Source organism: Sphingopyxis yananensis, assembly GCF_020687785.1.
GTDB classification, from domain to species: domain Bacteria; phylum Pseudomonadota; class Alphaproteobacteria; order Sphingomonadales; family Sphingomonadaceae; genus Sphingopyxis; species Sphingopyxis yananensis.
Window position 1 is genome coordinate 225,775 of sequence record NZ_JAJEWI010000010.1, and the last position, 16,627, is coordinate 242,401.

The following is a 16,627-nucleotide window of genomic DNA, read 5'->3' on the forward strand; positions in this document are numbered from 1 at the left end:
CGTGGAAGCTGCGGCGAACCAGTGATGGTTGCTTGCAGCTTTTTTGCGTCTTTTCAGCGCCCTGCGTTTGAATTTTTACAGGCGAGATGAATAGATGGCGACCAATGCGAATGCGGTGGGCAAGGCCCTCCAAGCGACCGCAAGCAAGCGAATCCGCAAGCTTTTCGGGAATATCCACGAAGCGGTGGAAATGCCGAACCTGATCGAGGTTCAGCGCGAATCCTATGAACAATTTTTGCGCTCTGATCCGGCGACCGGCTATGTGTCGGGCCTGGAAAAGACGCTGCGTAGCGTTTTCCCGATCCGCGACTTTGCGGGTACCGCTGAGCTGGACTTTGTTCATTATGAACTGGAAGAGCCAAAGTTCGACGTAGAAGAATGTCGCCAGCGCGGTATTACTTATGCCGCGCCGATGAAGGTGACGCTGCGCCTGATCGTCTTTGAAGTCGATAGCGAAACCGATACCCGCTCCGTGCTCGATATTAAGGAGCAGGACGTTTACATGGGCGACATGCCGTTGATGACGGGGAATGGCACATTCTTCGTCAACGGCACCGAGCGCGTGATTGTGTCGCAGATGCACCGTTCGCCGGGTGTATTGTTCGACCATGACCGTGGCAAGACCCACTCGTCTGGCAAATATTTGTTCGCTGCCCGCGTGATCCCTTATCGTGGTTCGTGGCTCGACTTTGAATTCGACGCCAAGGACATCGTCAACGTCCGTATTGACCGCAAGCGCAAATTGCCGGTCACGACCTTGCTCTATGCTTTGGGTATGACGGGCGAAGAAATTCTCAACCACTTCTATGACCGTCTGGTGTTTGAACGCGCCGCTGATGGTTGGAAGGTTCCGTTCGTTGTCGAAAATTGGCGCGGTGCAAAGCCAGCCTTTGACGTTGTTGACGCGAACACCGGCGAAGTTGTCTTCGCTACCGGTCACAAGATCAGCCCCCGTCTGGCCAATAAGGCCGCCAAAGATGGTCTGACCACCTTGCTGATCCCGACCGAGGAAATCTTTGGTCGCTATTCGGCTTATGACCTGATCAACGAAAGCACGGGCGAGATTTATATCGAAGCCGGTGATGAAGTGACCGCCGAAAATCTGGAAAAGATTGACGCGGCTGGCATCGACAAGCTGGTCTTGCTGGACATTGACCATAACAACACTGGTCCTTGGATCCGGAACACGTTGAAGGCGGATAAGGCCGAAGAACGCGATCAAGCGCTGTCGGATATTTACCGCGTGATGCGCCCTGGTGAGCCGCCGACGCGTGAAACCGCCGAAGCTTTGTTTGCAGGTCTGTTTTTTGACGCTGACCGTTATGACCTGTCGGCTGTGGGCCGCGTCAAGCTGAACATGCGCTTGAGCTTGGACGCCGAAGATACGGTGACCACGCTGCGCAACGAAGATATCTTGGCTGTGGTCAAGGAATTGGTGAACCTGAAGGACGGCAAGGGCGAAATCGACGATATCGATAACCTTGGTAACCGTCGTGTGCGTTCGGTTGGCGAATTGCTGGAAAACCAGTATCGCGTCGGCCTGCTGCGTATGGAACGCGCTGTGAAAGAGCGTATGTCGTCGGTTGACGTGTCGACCGTGATGCCAAACGACCTGATCAACGCCAAGCCTGCCGTGGCGGCCGTGCGCGAATTCTTTGGTTCGTCGCAATTGTCGCAGTTCATGGACCAAACCAACCCATTGTCCGAAGTGACGCACAAGCGCCGCGTTTCGGCCTTGGGCCCAGGTGGTTTGACGCGTGAGCGCGCTGGCTTTGAAGTCCGCGACGTTCACCCAACCCATTATGGCCGTATCTGCCCAATTGAAACGCCAGAAGGCCCGAACATTGGTCTGATCAACAGCTTGGCAACCTTTGCCCGCGTCAATAAATATGGCTTTATTGAAACGCCATATCGCCGCATCATTGACGGCAAGGTCACGAATGAAGTCGTCTATCTGTCGGCCATGGAAGAGCAAAAGCACACGGTTGCTCAGGCCAACGCAGAACTAAACGCCGATGGCAGCTTTGCCGAAGACCTGATTTCGGCGCGTGAAGGCGGCGAATTCTTGATGGCACCGCGCGATCAAATTACGCTGATGGACGTTTCGCCCAAGCAGTTGGTGTCGGTCGCCGCATCGCTCATTCCTTTCTTGGAAAACGATGACGCCAACCGCGCACTGATGGGTTCCAACATGCAACGTCAGGCTGTGCCGTTGCTGCGTTCGGAAGCGCCAGTGGTTGGCACCGGCATGGAAGCCACGGTGGCACGCGACTCTGGCGCTGCTATTGCGGCGCGCCGTGGTGGTATTGTTGACCAAGTGGACGCCACCCGTATCGTGATCCGTGCAACCGATTTGATCGAGCCGGGCAAGTCGGGTGTGGACATTTATCGTCTGCAAAAGTTCCAGCGTTCGAACCAAAATACCTGCATCAACCAGCGTCCGCTGGTGAAGGTGGGTGATGTGATCAATGAAGGCGATATCATCGCTGACGGTCCATCGACCGATTTGGGTGAACTGGCCTTGGGCAAGAACGTGCTGGTCGCGTTTATGCCTTGGAACGGTTACAACTATGAAGACTCCATCCTGATCAGCGAGCGCATCGTGAAGGACGACGTCTTCACCTCGATCCACATCGAGGAATTTGAAGTCACCGCCCGCGATACGCGCTTGGGCCCTGAGGATATCACCCGCGATATCCCGAACGTTGGTGAAGAAGCCCTGCGCAACCTCGACGAGGCTGGCATTGTTTACATCGGCGCAGAAGTCGGCCCTGGCGACATTTTGGCTGGTAAGATCACGCCAAAGGGCGAAAGCCCGATGACGCCAGAAGAAAAGCTGCTGCGCGCCATCTTTGGTGAAAAGGCTTCGGACGTACGCGATACCTCGCTGCGTTTGCCGCCGGGTGTTTCGGGTACCGTCGTGGAAGTTCGCGTCTTTAACCGTCATGGTATCGACAAGGACGAACGCGCTATCGCCATTGAACGCGAGGAAATCGAACGTCTGAAGCAAGACGCCGACGATGAACGGACGATTTTGAACCGTGCAACCTTCTCGAGCTTGAAGGATCTGTTGGTTGGTCAAGAAACCAGCGCTGTTCCCAAGGGCCTGAAGAAGGGCGATGTGGTGACCGAGGATATGCTCGTGTCGCTGGAGCGTGCCGATTGGTGGAAATTGGCTGTGGTCGAAGACCGTGCGCAAGCCGCATTGGAAGCGATCAAGGCGCAATATGACGAAGCCATCAAGCGCATTAACGACAAATATGAAGACCGCGTAGAAAAGCTGCAGCGCGGTGACGAATTGGCACCGGGCGTGCTGAAGATGGTCAAGGTGTTCGTGGCGGTGAAGCGCAAGCTGCAACCGGGCGATAAAATGGCTGGCCGTCACGGTAACAAGGGTGTGATTTCGCGCATTCTGCCCAACGAAGACATGCCGTTCCTAGAAGATGGTACGCCGGTTGATATCGTGCTGAACCCCTTGGGTGTTCCGTCGCGTATGAACGTCGGCCAGATCTTGGAAACCCATTTGGGTTGGGCATCGCGCGGTCTGGGCCGTCAGGTCACACAGGCGCTGGAAGAATGGCGCGACGCCAATCCCGACGCCGTTGGGGGCGACATGCCAGAAGCCGTGAAGGCATCGCTGGAGCATGTCTATGGCGAAGAATATCTGGACGATATTCGCGGCCGTGACGCCGACAGCATCGTGGAATTGGCCGGCAATCTGAAGGTCGGCGTGCCATTTGCAACGCCGGTATTCGATGGCGCCAAGGAAGCCGATGTGTCGGCCATGCTGACGCGGGCTGGCCTCGACGACAGCGGCCAGTCGGACCTGTATGACGGCCGCACGGGTGAGAAATTCGACCGCAAGGTGACAGTAGGCTATATTTATATGCTGAAACTGCATCACTTGGTGGACGACAAGATCCACGCCCGTTCCATCGGCCCATACAGCCTTGTGACCCAGCAGCCGCTGGGTGGTAAGGCGCAGTTCGGTGGCCAGCGCTTCGGGGAAATGGAAGTGTGGGCGCTGCAAGCCTATGGCGCTGCTTATACGCTGCAAGAAATGCTGACGGTGAAGTCCGATGACGTGATCGGTCGTACCAAGGTTTATGAAGCGATCGTCAAGGGTGACGACACCTTCGAAGCCGGTATCCCTGAAAGCTTCAACGTGCTCGTCAAGGAAATGCGCTCGCTGGGCCTCAATGTGGAATTGTCGTCCTATGCTGACGAAGATCCGGATGAAGGTCCGGACGCTCTTCCCGAAGCCGCCGAATAAAATTTGCCTCACCCCTTCCGCTTTGCGCGGAAGGGGAAGTGGAGCTTGAATATGAACCAGATTACCAACTTCATGAATCCGGCAGCGAAGCCCGAAACTTTTGACATGATCAAAATCGGCATCGCCAGCCCAGAGCGCATCCGCAGCTGGTCCTTCGGCGAGATTAAAAAGCCGGAAACCATCAATTATCGTACGTTCAAGCCCGAACGTGACGGCTTGTTCTGCGCCCGTATTTTCGGTCCGATCAAGGATTATGAATGCTTGTGCGGTAAGTACAAGCGGATGAAATATAAGGGCATCGTTTGCGAAAAATGCGGTGTCGAAGTTACCGTCACCAAGGTTCGTCGCGAACGTATGGGCCATATCGAACTGGCCGCGCCAGTTGCGCACATCTGGTTCTTGAAGTCGCTGCCTTCGCGCATCGGCTTGCTGCTCGACATGCAGTTGAAGCAGCTGGAACGTGTGCTGTATTTCGAAGCCTATATCGTCTTGGAACCCGGCTTGACGCCGATGGAAAAGTTCCAGCTGCTGACCGAAGACGAACTGCTTGATGCGCAGGACGAATATGGCGAAGACGCCTTTTCGGCTGGCATCGGTGCAGAAGCTATTCGCGTGCTTCTGGAAAATCTGGATCTGGAACAAGAACGCGTCGACCTGCTGGACGAGCTGGCTGTTACCAAATCGGAATTGAAGCCCAAGAAGATCATCAAGCGTTTGAAGGTCGTCGAAAGCTTTATCGAATCCGGCAACCGTCCGGAATGGATGATCCTGGAAGTTGTGCCGGTTATTCCGCCAGAACTGCGCCCGCTGGTGCCGCTGGATGGTGGCCGCTTTGCAACGTCGGATTTGAACGACCTGTATCGCCGCGTGATCAACCGTAACAACCGTTTGAAGCGTTTGATGGAACTGCGCGCGCCGGACATCATCGTCCGCAACGAAAAGCGTATGTTGCAGGAAGCTGTGGACGCATTGTTCGATAACGGCCGCCGTGGCCGCACCATCACCGGTGCGAACAAGCGTCCATTGAAGTCGCTGTCCGACATGCTGAAGGGTAAACAGGGCCGCTTCCGTCAGAACTTGCTGGGTAAGCGCGTCGACTATTCGGGTCGTTCGGTTATCACCACCGGTCCGGAATTGAAGCTGCATCAGTGCGGCCTGCCCAAGAAGATGGCGCTCGAACTGTTCAAGCCGTTCATCTATGCACGCCTGGACGCCAAGGGTCTGTCGATGACCTTGAAGCAAGCCAAAAAATGGGTGGAAAAGGAACGTAAGGAAGTTTGGGATATCCTTGATGAGGTGATCCGCGAACATCCGGTGATGCTGAACCGCGCACCGACGCTTCACCGCTTGGGCATTCAGGCGTTCGAACCTGTGCTGATCGAAGGTAAGGCTATTCAGCTTCACCCGCTGGTTTGCGCCGCGTTTAACGCCGACTTTGACGGTGACCAGATGGCCGTTCACGTTCCGCTGAGCTTGGAAGCTCAGTTGGAAGCACGCGTTCTGATGATGTCGACCAACAACATTCTGTCGCCAGCCAATGGTAAGCCAATCATCGTTCCTTCGCAGGATATGGTGCTGGGTCTTTATTATCTGTCGCTGGAACGCGAAGGTGAGCCAGGCGAAGGCATGATGCTGGCCGATATGGCCGAAGTGCATCAGGCGCTTCACATCGGTGCCGTGACGCTCCACTCGAAGGTTTACAGCCGCGTGCCGCAAACCGACGAAGAGGGTAACAGCTATCTGAAGCGTTATGAAACGACCCCAGGCCGTATGTTGCTGGGCGAATGCCTGCCACACAGCCACAAGGTGCCGTTCGAAACCGTCAACCGCCTTCTGACCAAGAAGGACATCGGTGACGTGATCGACGAAGTTTATCGTCATACCGGCCAGAAAGAGACTGTGTTGTTTGCCGACGCCATCATGGCGCTGGGCTTCCGTCACGCGTTCCGCGCTGGCATTTCCTTCGGTAAGGATGACATGATCATCCCAGCCTCGAAGGAAGCTATGGTTGAAGAAACCCGCGCTTTGGTGAAGGATTTCGAGCAGCAATATCAGGACGGTCTGATCACGCAGCAAGAAAAATATAACAAAGCGATCGATGCTTGGTCGCAGTGCGGTGACAAAGTCGCCAACGCGATGATGGACGAAATTCGTGCCACGCCAAAGATGGAAGATGGCCGCCTCGCGCCCATTAACTCCATCTATATGATGGCGCATTCTGGTGCCCGTGGTTCGCAGGCTCAGATGAAACAGTTGGCGGGTATGCGCGGTCTGATGGCCAAGCCTTCGGGCGAGATCATCGAAACGCCGATCATCTCGAACTTCAAGGAAGGTCTGACCGTTCTTGAATATTTCAACTCCACCCACGGTGCGCGTAAGGGTCTGGCAGATACGGCGTTGAAGACGGCCAACTCGGGTTATTTGACCCGCCGTCTGGTGGACGTCAGCCAAGATTGCGTTGTGATCGAAGAAGATTGCGGCACAACGCGCGGCATGGAAATGCGCGCCATCATCCAAGGCGGTTCGACCATTGCTTCGCTCGGTGAGCGTATCTTGGGTCGTACCACGTTGGAAGATGTGGCGGACAAGGATGGCAACATCATTGCACCGCTCGGCACCTTGCTGGACGAACCCATGGTCGCCCGCATCGAAGAAGCCGAAGTGCAGTCGGTCAAGATCCGTTCGCCGCTGGTTTGCGAAGCGACCTTGGGCGTTTGCGGCAAATGCTATGGCCGTGACTTGGCCCGTGGTACGCCCGTGAACATCGGTGAAGCTGTCGGCGTTATCGCGGCTCAGTCCATCGGTGAACCGGGCACGCAGTTGACCATGCGTACCTTCCACATTGGTGGTGCGGCGCAGGTGAACGAACAGTCGAATGCAGAGGCGATCTCGGACGGTACGATCCAATATCGTGACATGGAAACCATCGTAGACCAACGCGGTCGCCGTCTGGCCCTGTCGCGTTCGGGTGAAATCGCCGTGATCGACGCCGAAGGCCGGGAACGCGCTTCGCACAAGCTGCCTTATGGTGCGCAGATCATGCACAAGGATGGCGAAAAGGTTTCCAAGGGCGATCGTATCGCTGAATGGGATCCGTTCACCATGCCGCTGATCACCGAAAAGAATGGTATCGTGAAGTATCAAGATTTGGCTGACGGCAAGACGCTGGCAGAACAAGTCGACGAAGCCACCGGTATCGCTCAGCGCGTTGTGATCGAATATCGTGCTGCTGGACGCAGCAAGAAGGAAGATCTGCAACCGCGTCTGACCTTGCTGGATGATGCATCGGGTGAAGCTGCGCGCTATCTGTTGGCTGTTGGCACCATGCTGTCGGTCGAAGATGGACAAGAAGTGCAAGCCGGTGACATTCTGGCTCGTGTATCGCGTGAAGCATCGAAAACGCGCGATATTACGGGTGGTCTGCCACGCGTTGCCGAACTGTTCGAAGCCCGTATCCCCAAGGATAATTCGGTTATCGCCAAGATTTCGGGCCGTATCGAATTTGTGAAGGACTATAAGGCGAAGCGTAAGATCGCCATTGTTCCGGAAGAAGGCGATCCGATCGAATATCTGATCCCCAAGTCCAAGGTTTTGGAAGTGCAAGAAGGCGATATGGTCAAGCGCGGTGACGCCTTGATTAGCGGTTCGCCAAACCCGCACGACATTTTGGACGTGATGGGCGTGGAAGCTTTGGCTGAATATCTGGTTGCGGAAATTCAGGAAGTCTACCGTCTGCAAGGCGTGAAGATCAACGATAAGCACATCGAAACGATCGTTCGTCAGATGCTGCAAAAGGTTGAAATTACCGATGGCGGCGACACAACCTTATTGCCTGCTGAACAGGTTGATCTGTTGGAAATGCAGGAAGTAAACGCCAAGTTGCCGAAAAATGGTCGTCCCGCCGTGGGTCGTCCGGTTCTGCTCGGCATCACCAAGGCAAGCCTGCAAACACGCAGCTTTGTTTCGGCGGCATCCTTCCAAGAAACGACCCGCGTTCTGACCGAGGCTTCGGTTCAGGGTAAGGTCGACAGCCTGATTGGTCTGAAGGAAAATGTCATCGTGGGTCGTCTGATCCCCGCTGGTACGGGCGCGGCCATGAACCGCGTTCGTGTGGCCGCTTCATCGCGCGATGCCGCGCTGCGCGCTGCTATGCGGGCGGCCAGCGCTGAACTGGTTGCGCCAATTGCGGAACCAGCGGCTCCTGCTGCTGCTCCGGCACCAGCCGAAGAAGGCGTGGCTGACGAGGCATAATCGCCGCTGTCAGACGGGCTGAAAACGCCTGATCAATAAAGCCCCGCCAGACCTGTCTGGCGGGGCTTTTTTATTGCCCGATTTGCTGTTCTAGGCTTTGCGGCGGCGCTGTAATAGGCGTGCAATTTGGTAGGAGGCTGTGGAGGGGCGGCGCGAAAAAGAAAGGCGCTCTCACCATGCGGCGGAGCGCCCTTTTTGGGGAATTTTATGCGCTGAGTTCCGTCACATGTTGCGCGTGTCCCCGTCGCTCAGTCGTGCAGCTATTCAATTGCTGGGGGTGAGCAGGGCAATGAGGATATAGAGCAGAACCGGCAAGCCAAATCCCAATAATGTCAGGCCAACAAAAGCAAGACGCACCCACAAGGTGTCGATGGAGAATTGATCGGCCAATCCAGCGCAAACGCCAGAAATCATCGAATTTTCACGGTTTTTGCGAAAGGGTTGGGTCATAAATCTACCTTCGGTTTGTTGGGTGTGCGCCGCAGTAGCGGGTCTGTTTCGCTTTAAACGATCAATTGGCCAATTGGTGCCCCATTCAGGCCCGCAATAGACAAGAGCATCACAAGCGCCGTCGCCGAGGTGAAGGCCGCAATAGAGAGGCTTTTGATGGAGTCGAAGTGGAATTTTGTCATCGTCTTTGTCCCTGAATGACCGCCTGCATTTTGGCTGTGGCGGTTGCGGTTGATGTTCTGGGTAATGCAGAAGGCGTGCCAATTGCTAAACATGGCCGGAATGCGCGATTTTTCGGGTGGCCAGCAATATTGCCGTTGCGCAAATTTCGGCATGGCGAAAATTTTACCGAAAATTGATAATATTTCCGCCGTTCAAATAGCCGGCGCTTGTTTGCTGCTGGAGTATCGGCTCGACCATGGTTGCTCTGGCGCAATGCGCGAAGGGCGGCTAGGCGGGGTGGGATGACTTTGGCGCGCCTTTCTTTGACGGATTTTCGCAATCACGCCTCCGCCGATTTGCTGGCGGGGGCGGGGTTGGTGGCGCTGTTTGGCGAAAATGGTGCTGGTAAAACCAATATATTAGAGGCGATTTCCTTGCTGGCACCAGGGCGCGGCCTGCGCCGTGCCCCGCTAAGCGATATGGTGCGGGATGGGGCGACAGGTGGTTTCGCCATTTATGCCGATGTCGATGCGGGCGATGATTTGGCCCCCATTGCCATTGGGACGGGAATGGAGCCCAAACACCCTAAGCGGCGGATTGTGCGGATTAACGGGGCGAGTGCAGCGGCGGCGTCGATGGCGGAATGGCTGTCGGTGTTGTGGCTGACCCCCGCGATGGACCGCTTATTCGTGGAAACAGCAGGCAATCGGCGACGTTTCTTGGACCGATTGGTGCTGGCTTTGGAACCGCGCCATGCCCAGCATAGCAACCGCTATGATGCGGCGCTGCGGGCGCGGGGGAAGTTGCTGGCGGATGTTGACCAAGCTGACCCACAGTGGATCAGCAGCTTGGAAGCGCAGCTAGCGGAACATGGCGCATGGATGGACGCGGCGCGCCAACGCACTTTGGCGGCGTTGACGGGGGAATTGGCGCAGCAGCCTGATAGCGTCTTTGCGCGGCCGACGTTGAGCTTGGTGGATAGCGCGGGCCAATTGCGCACCCAGCCATGGGAGGCGGGGGCGCTGGCCGCCCTGTTTGCCAAGACGCGGCGTATCGATGCGGCGGCGGGGCGCGCGACCGCTGGACCGCACCGTGATGATCTGGCCGCTGTGCATAGCGTCAGCGGACAAAATGCGGCGCGCTGTTCGACGGGTGAGCAAAAGGCGATGCTGTTGTCATTGGTACTGGCGCACAGCGATTGTGTGGCGCGCCTGCGTGGGCAGCGGCCCATCCTGTTGCTGGATGAAGTCGCCGCCCATTTGGACCCGATGCGCCGTGCCGCCCTTTATAGTCAATTGGCCGAGCAAGGCGGGCAGGCGTGGCTGACCGGAACCGAGGCAGCGCTGTTTCACGACATGCCGGGGCCGGTGACGCGCTATCATTTGGAACATGGGCGGATGCAGCGCGCCTGATTTTTATGGGCGGGGCGGCAAAGCCGATGATGCTGCTTTGCCGTCCCATGCCCCCATTATTCGACTGATTTACAAAATCTCGTTCACCTTGTCTTGCGGGCGGCACAGGCGCACGCCCTTGTCCGTTTCCACAAAGGGGCGTTCAACATAGGCCGCGTTGTCGGCCATCGCCGATAATATCGCCTCATCGCTAGCGTCGGGCAGGCCGCGTTCGGCGGCGTCGGTGCCGCGCAGACGCAGCGCCGCTGCGGGGGTCAGGCCCGCATCACGGATAAGCTGCGCCAATTTTTCGGCGGTATAAGGCGTATTCAAATATTCGATAACGCGGATGTCCGCGCCGTCGATTTCTTGCAATTGCGCCAAGGTTTTGCGCGAGGTCCCGCAGTTGGGATTGTGCCAGATGGTGGCTTTCATAATAAATTCTGTTCCTATGTCGATATGTCGATACGTCGATTTGTCGGCGTGTTTATTGCCCCTTGGGCTTCCATGTGGCGACGCGGTAAATATAGACGGCGACCAATATCCCGATGCTGAGGACGGCGACGGGGCCGATAAAGCGTTCGGCCTGTGCGAATTGCTGGCCAAACCAATTGCCCGCGCCCGCCAAGGCGGTGATCCAAATGGCCGAACCCGCCGCCGTCCAAATAATGAATTTGATCTGGGACATTTGCACCATGCCCGCTGGCAGTGACACCATGGTGCGGGCAATCGGCAAAAAGCGGCAAAAGAAAACAATGCCCGACCCGTGGCGCAGAAAGAAATCATGCAGTTTTTCCACATCATCCCAATCCATGGTCAGCCAGCGGCCGTAACGGTCGATCAGCGGCTTTAGGCGGGCATAGCCGAACCAGCGGCCAATGCCATACCACACCCAATTGCCGATGGTCGTGCCAATGACGGCAACGGTCACCAAGGTCCAAAAATCAAAACGCCCCTGCGCAACGCCGACGCCGCCTAAGCTCATGATCACTTCGGAGGGGATGGGCGGAAAGACATTTTCCAAGAACATCAAAAAGCCGATGCCCCAATATCCCCAGCTTTGAATGAGATCGAGAATGAAGTCCGTCATAGGGATGCCTGATAATCCATAGTTCAGCTGTGCTGTGCTGCGTAGATGTTTTTCCGTGAGGAGTTACGTCAATTTTCTGGCGATGGCGTCCCAAATCATGCCGGCGGTGTCGCTGTTGTTAAAACGATCAATCGCGACAATGCCGGTGGGCGAGGTGACGTTAATTTCGGTCAGCCATTCGCCGCCAATCACGTCGATACCCACGAATAACAGGCCCCTTTCGCGCAGACGCGGACCAAGGACGGCACAGATTTCCGCTTCGCGCGGCGTCAGTTCTGCGGCTTCGGCATAGCCCCCGACGGCCAGATTGGAGCGAAATTCGCCGTCGCCTGGCTTGCGATTGATCGCTCCCGCCACTTCGCCGTCCACCAACACAATGCGCTTGTCGCCTTGCGATACGCTGGGCAGGAATTGCTGGACCATGAAGGGTTCGGGCCACACCTGACCAAAAAGTTCGACCAAGGCACCCAAATTGCTGCCGTCCGCATCAACGCGGAATACGGCCTTGCCGCCATTGCCGTGCAGCGGCTTGATAACCACTGCGCCGAAACGGCTTTGGAAATCCTTTACGGCGTCCAGATCACGGGTGACCATGGTGGGCGGCATAAATTCGGGGAAATCCAGCACAAAAACCTTTTCGGGGGCATTGCGCACCGATGTGGGGTCGTTGACCACCAGCGTATCTTTGGTGATGCGTTCCAGCAGCCAAGTCGCCGTTAAATAACCCAAATCAAAGGGTGGGTCTTGGCGCATCAGCACCACGTCGACATCGCGGCCAAGGTCCAGTTGCACGGTGTCGCCAAAGCTATAATGGTCGCCCGCCTGCCGCTGGGCCGACAAAATGCGGTGGGCTGGGGTGGTCAGGCGGCCATTTTCCCACGTCAGGCCTTTGACGTCATAATGATAAATTTCATAGCCGCGTTCCAGAGCCTTGAGGATCAGGTGAAAGCTGCTGTCTCCCGCGATATTGATGCTGTCCATCGGGTCCATTTGCACGGCGGCGCGCAGGGTCATGTCTTGTCATCTCCATATATCAGCGGTCCGGCGGGGGGCCAGTGCTGGCTGTTCAATCTTGCCAAACATGCACCAAATGGCGTGGCAACCGCCATGGTGCAAGCAGCATCACATCAATGCGGACATCATCGCCGCCCTTTGCGGGCGTTGACCGCATATAGCGCGGGGCCAGAATATGCGCCGCCGCAGCCACGCGCGTCAGGCGGCGCTTGTCGATGGCGTCCGCCCATTGGTCGGCGTTGCGGCGATATTTCACTTCGACAAAGGCCAAGCAGCGTCCGCGCCGTGCGATAATATCCACTTCCCCTACACCAACGCTTATGCGCCGCCCAAGGATGCGCCAGCCATGCAAGCGAAGCCACCATGCCGCCCAAAATTCGCCCCGCCGTCCGGCAGCTTCGGCAGCGCGGCGGGTCATTTGGGCGCGATGTCTATTGCCGCGTCGTTTGAGGCTTCACCCTTTATAGCCAGCGCGCGGGCGTAAATATCTTGGCGTTCCAAGCCAAAGCGCTTGGCCACCGTTTTGGCGGCTTTGGCAACCGGATGGTCCACCAAGGCTTCGCGCAGGGCGGCGTCGATACTGTCATCATCGCCTTCTTCATGCTGGTCGGCGTCTGGTGGGCCAACCAAAATGACGATTTCCCCCTTGGGCGGGGCGTCGGCATAGCGAGCGGATAGGTCGAGCAGCGTACCGGTGACGCATTCTTCGTAAAGCTTGCTGATTTCGCGGGCGACAGCGGCTTCGCGATTGCCTAGGCCGTCGGCCAAGGCGGCGAGGGCGGCGGATAGGCGGGGGCCGCTTTCGTAAAATAGCAAGGTGGCGCGCAGGGCCTTAAATTCGGCGATGGTGTCGGCGCGGGCCTTGGCTTTGTTGGGCAAAAATCCGGCGAATAAGAAACGGTCGCTGGGTAGGCCGGACAAGGTAATGGCGGCAATGGCGGCGCATGGGCCGGGCAGGGTGGTGATGTGACGGCCCGCATGGCGGGCGTCGCGCACCAGCTTGTAACCGGGGTCAGAGATGAGGGGCGTCCCCGCGTCGGACACCAGAACAATGACCTCGTCCGCCATGCGGGCGACAAGCTGTTGACGAATATATTCGTCGCTATGGTCATGATAAGGCGTCATTGCTATGCGTAGGCCCAGATGGGACAGCAGCTTGGCTGTCACACGCGTGTCTTCGGCGGCAATCAAGTCCGCAGAAGCCAAGGTGGCCGCAGCGCGCGGGCTGATATCGCCAAGGTTGCCGATCGGCGTGGCGACGATATACAGTCCGGGCAAGGGAGATTTTGTGATGGTCGAATCCGGCATGATGCCGAAAATGGCAGAAACTTCTGCCAAGCGCCAAATTATTGCGCCCGCGCAGCAAATTAAGATGCGCGTGTTGGTGACAATCGCGCTGGGCGGCTTGCTGGCGGCCTGTCAGGTTGTACCCAAAGCATCGCCCGATGCCGCGCCCCCGCCGCCCAAGACGGATGACATGATCGGGGAGGGTCTGCCCACCGATACGGACCGTCACCGCGTGGCCTTGCTGGTTCCCCAAAGCGGGGCCAATGCCGATGTGGGTAACAGCATTGCCAATGCGACGACTTTGGCTTTGCTCGACAGCCGCGCTGACAAATTGCGCATCACCACTTATGACACCGCCAATGGCGCTGCCGCTGCGGCGCGTCAGGCGATTGCCGATGGCAATAAGCTGATCCTTGGTCCGTTGCTGAGCGAGGATGTCAGCGCGGTAGCCCCCATTGCACGGGCGGCGCGTATTCCGGTCCTCAGCTTTTCCAACGACACCAGCGTCGCGGGCAATGGCGTGTTCATCATGGGCTTTGTTCCCGGCCAGTCGGTGGAACGGGTGGTGAAATATAGCCGCGCCAAGGGACATCAGCGTTTTGGCGCTTTGGTGCCGAAAAATATTTATGGCGACCGGTCGGCCGCGGCGTTTCGTTCGGCGGTTCAGGCCGCAGGCGGCACCTTGGTCAGCATTGAAACCTATGATCGCAGCGCCGCCGCTTTGACGGGCGCAGCGCGGCGCTTGGCCAATGCGGGCGATATGGATGCGGTGCTGATTGCGGATATTGGCGGCAATGCGGTGCGCGCCGTGCCGGTGGTGAAAACATCTGGTGATCGCCAGATTTTGGGCACCGAAATGTGGAACACCGACAGCAGCTTGGCGGGCGCACCGGCGATGCGCGGGGCATGGTTTGCCAGCGTGTCGGATGGGCTATACGGCCAGTTGGCGACCAAATATCGCACCCGTTTTGGCCATGCGCCCTATCGCTTGGGCAGCTTGGGTTATGACAGTGTGTTGCTGACCGTGCGCATCGCGCGCGATTGGAAACCGGGCACCAGCTTCCCCGCATCGCGCTTGGTGGCATCGGATGGATTTGGCGGTATTGACGGGATTTTCCGTTTCAATGATCGCGGAATCGCCGTCCGCGCTTTGGAAGTGAGCGAGGTGGGGGCTGGCGGTTTTCGGGTGATCGACCCTGCACCAACCAAATGGTAAGGGTGATTATACGAAGTTTACGTGACGTAAGCGCCACAATCTGTTAAAAAGCAGCGCCTTTAATGCATACATACCCTTTACCTTGGGGGTGTGGGCATTATATGTGCGCTGCGTGCGTGTCAGCAAAAGCACGCATTATCTGTCATAATGATGAGGAGATCGAGCTATACGCCCGCCAATGTCCCGCCGCTCTATGGCGCCCCTGCCGCCCAAGAACGGCCCACGCTACAATGAATTTATCGCTTCGCCGAAGGTCCGCGTGATCGACGACGAAGGCGAAAATCTGGGTGTGATGTTGACCGCAGAAGCCATTGAACAGGCAGCGGAAGTGGGATTGGATTTGGTGGAAGTATCGCCGAACGCTGATCCGCCGGTTTGCAAATTCCTTGATGTCGGCAAGTTCAAATATGAGGCCCAGAAAAAGGCCAATGCCGCACGCAAGTCGCAAAAGACCCAAGAAATCAAAGAAATCAAGATGCGTCCGAATATCGACGATCATGATTTCGAAGTGAAAATGAAAAAGGTTCACGATTTCCTTGAGGAAGGCGACAAGGTCAAGCTGACCATGCGTTTCCGTGGCCGTGAAATGAGCCATACGCAATTGGGCTTGGGCGTGTTGCAACGCGTCGCTGAACTGACGTCGGATATCGCCAAGGTGGAAGCCCATCCGCGCACCGAAGGTCGCCAAATGGTGATGGTGGTTGCGCCGAAATAATCGGCGCATAGGGGGCGTTTGAACCCCTGATATGAAGCTTAGGCCATTTGGCTTGCAAGGGCGGTCGTTCCACTGGGGCGGCCGCCCGCTTCATATCGGCGTTCCACCATGTCGATCTGGCCGTCTTGGTCGATGGTCACCAGCGTCGATGCACGGGTGCCATAATCATCGCCCCGCAAAAACAGCGCAGGGCTGTTTTCCAGCATCAGATCGTCCAGCATAGCGGCGGGGTCTGTGCCTGCCGTGACGCAGCGTTCCAATACCCCTTGCAGACGCAAGGCACGGGGGCAGGCGGTGGTAATGGGTTCATTGGCCACAGCAAATATGCCCTGTGACAGGCGGCTGATGCGCGGGCTGGGCCGGTTGGTTAAAATATCCGCCGTGCCGCTTTGGGCGACAATCAGGTTAAATGCGTTGAAATCATCCAAGATTGTGGGGGACGGATGGGCGTATTCGCCGTGACCCGTCAGCATTTGGGTGACCAACGCCCCGCGTGATGCTTTGTTCGGGTCAGGCAGCGCGCCGCGTATATTGGTCACCACCGCCACGCGGCCTGATGGCGGATGAACGCCCAACCATGTGCCGCCCGCCTGTATGTCGCGCCCAGCCATAATGCCGCTGCCGTCCGTCCACAGCGAAATGGGCGCAGCGGGGCGGGCGTGAAATTCGTCCCGATTCCCAATCAGGATGAGGGGGTATTTGGGGTGGCGGCCCAGCGCCAAAGCAACAACACACATGATGCCACTGTGGCGTGGGTTGCTGCCTGTGAAAACCCCTG

Annotated in this window: 12 protein-coding genes and 1 pseudogene; 5 read left to right on the forward strand and 8 right to left on the reverse strand. The window is 57.2% G+C overall.

The features are described from left to right. The first annotated feature begins 94 nt into the window (after positions 1-94). Both rpoB and rpoC read left to right on the forward strand, forming a co-directional pair. The gene (gene rpoB, locus LKO31_RS12610; protein ID WP_227690915.1) at positions 95-4,273 is read left to right on the forward strand and encodes a DNA-directed RNA polymerase subunit beta; all 4,179 of its coding nucleotides are present in this window, start codon (positions 95-97) and stop codon (positions 4,271-4,273) included. Positions 4,274-4,324: 51 nt separating this feature from the next. Beyond that, positions 4,325-8,429: pseudogene (rpoC, locus tag LKO31_RS12615) on the forward strand (DNA-directed RNA polymerase subunit beta'); the annotation flags it as partial. A gap of 359 nt (positions 8,430-8,788) precedes the next feature. On the opposite strand, the gene LKO31_RS12620 reads toward rpoC, so the two are convergent. Both LKO31_RS12620 and LKO31_RS15045 read right to left on the reverse strand, forming a co-directional pair. Continuing rightward, positions 8,789-8,974 (reverse strand): PspC domain-containing protein, encoded by a 186-nt coding sequence (locus tag LKO31_RS12620; RefSeq protein WP_227690917.1) that lies wholly within the window; start codon positions 8,972-8,974, stop codon positions 8,789-8,791. A gap of 53 nt (positions 8,975-9,027) precedes the next feature. Next, the gene (locus tag LKO31_RS15045; protein WP_265104647.1) at positions 9,028-9,156 is read right to left on the reverse strand and encodes a hypothetical protein; all 129 of its coding nucleotides are present in this window, start codon (positions 9,154-9,156) and stop codon (positions 9,028-9,030) included. A 282-nt stretch (positions 9,157-9,438) separates the two neighbouring features. Between LKO31_RS15045 and recF the strand changes: the two genes are divergently transcribed. After that, positions 9,439-10,548, forward strand: a complete 1,110-nt coding sequence (gene recF / locus LKO31_RS12625; RefSeq protein WP_227690918.1) for a DNA replication/repair protein RecF — start codon at positions 9,439-9,441, stop codon at positions 10,546-10,548. Between the two features lie 69 nt (positions 10,549-10,617). Here the strand turns inward: recF and LKO31_RS12630 are convergent, their stop codons facing one another. From LKO31_RS12630 to rsmI, 5 genes are all read right to left on the reverse strand, one after another. Further along, a complete protein-coding gene (locus LKO31_RS12630) occupies positions 10,618-10,962 on the reverse strand; it encodes an arsenate reductase family protein (protein WP_227690919.1) in 345 nt (114 codons plus the stop codon). A gap of 52 nt (positions 10,963-11,014) precedes the next feature. Then, the gene (locus LKO31_RS12635) at positions 11,015-11,617 is read right to left on the reverse strand and encodes a DedA family protein (protein ID WP_227690920.1); all 603 of its coding nucleotides are present in this window, start codon (positions 11,615-11,617) and stop codon (positions 11,015-11,017) included. A 63-nt stretch (positions 11,618-11,680) separates the two neighbouring features. Continuing rightward, positions 11,681-12,631 (reverse strand): glutathione synthase, encoded by a 951-nt coding sequence (gshB, locus tag LKO31_RS12640; RefSeq protein WP_227690921.1) that lies wholly within the window; start codon positions 12,629-12,631, stop codon positions 11,681-11,683. A gap of 52 nt (positions 12,632-12,683) precedes the next feature. After that, entirely contained in the window at positions 12,684-13,049 is a 366-nt protein-coding gene (locus LKO31_RS12645) for a YraN family protein (protein ID WP_227690922.1), read from the reverse strand. Continuing rightward, positions 13,046-13,939, reverse strand: coding sequence for a 16S rRNA (cytidine(1402)-2'-O)-methyltransferase (gene rsmI / locus LKO31_RS12650; protein ID WP_227691245.1), 894 nt, complete (start codon positions 13,937-13,939; stop codon positions 13,046-13,048). The genes LKO31_RS12645 and rsmI overlap by 4 nt, the downstream gene beginning before the upstream one ends. 10 nt (positions 13,940-13,949) lie before the next feature. Here rsmI and LKO31_RS12655 point away from each other — a divergent pair, with 10 nt between their 5' ends. Further along, positions 13,950-15,134 (forward strand): penicillin-binding protein activator, encoded by a 1,185-nt coding sequence (locus LKO31_RS12655; protein ID WP_227690923.1) that lies wholly within the window; start codon positions 13,950-13,952, stop codon positions 15,132-15,134. A 178-nt stretch (positions 15,135-15,312) separates the two neighbouring features. Beyond that, complete coding sequence (infC, locus tag LKO31_RS12660) at positions 15,313-15,849, forward strand: translation initiation factor IF-3 (RefSeq protein ID WP_227690924.1); 537 nt, start codon at positions 15,313-15,315, stop codon at positions 15,847-15,849. A 38-nt stretch (positions 15,850-15,887) separates the two neighbouring features. Here infC and LKO31_RS12665 read toward each other — a convergent pair whose 3' ends face one another. Then, positions 15,888-16,586, reverse strand: coding sequence for an NRDE family protein (locus LKO31_RS12665; protein WP_227690925.1), 699 nt, complete (start codon positions 16,584-16,586; stop codon positions 15,888-15,890). Positions 16,587-16,627 lie beyond the last annotated feature (41 nt).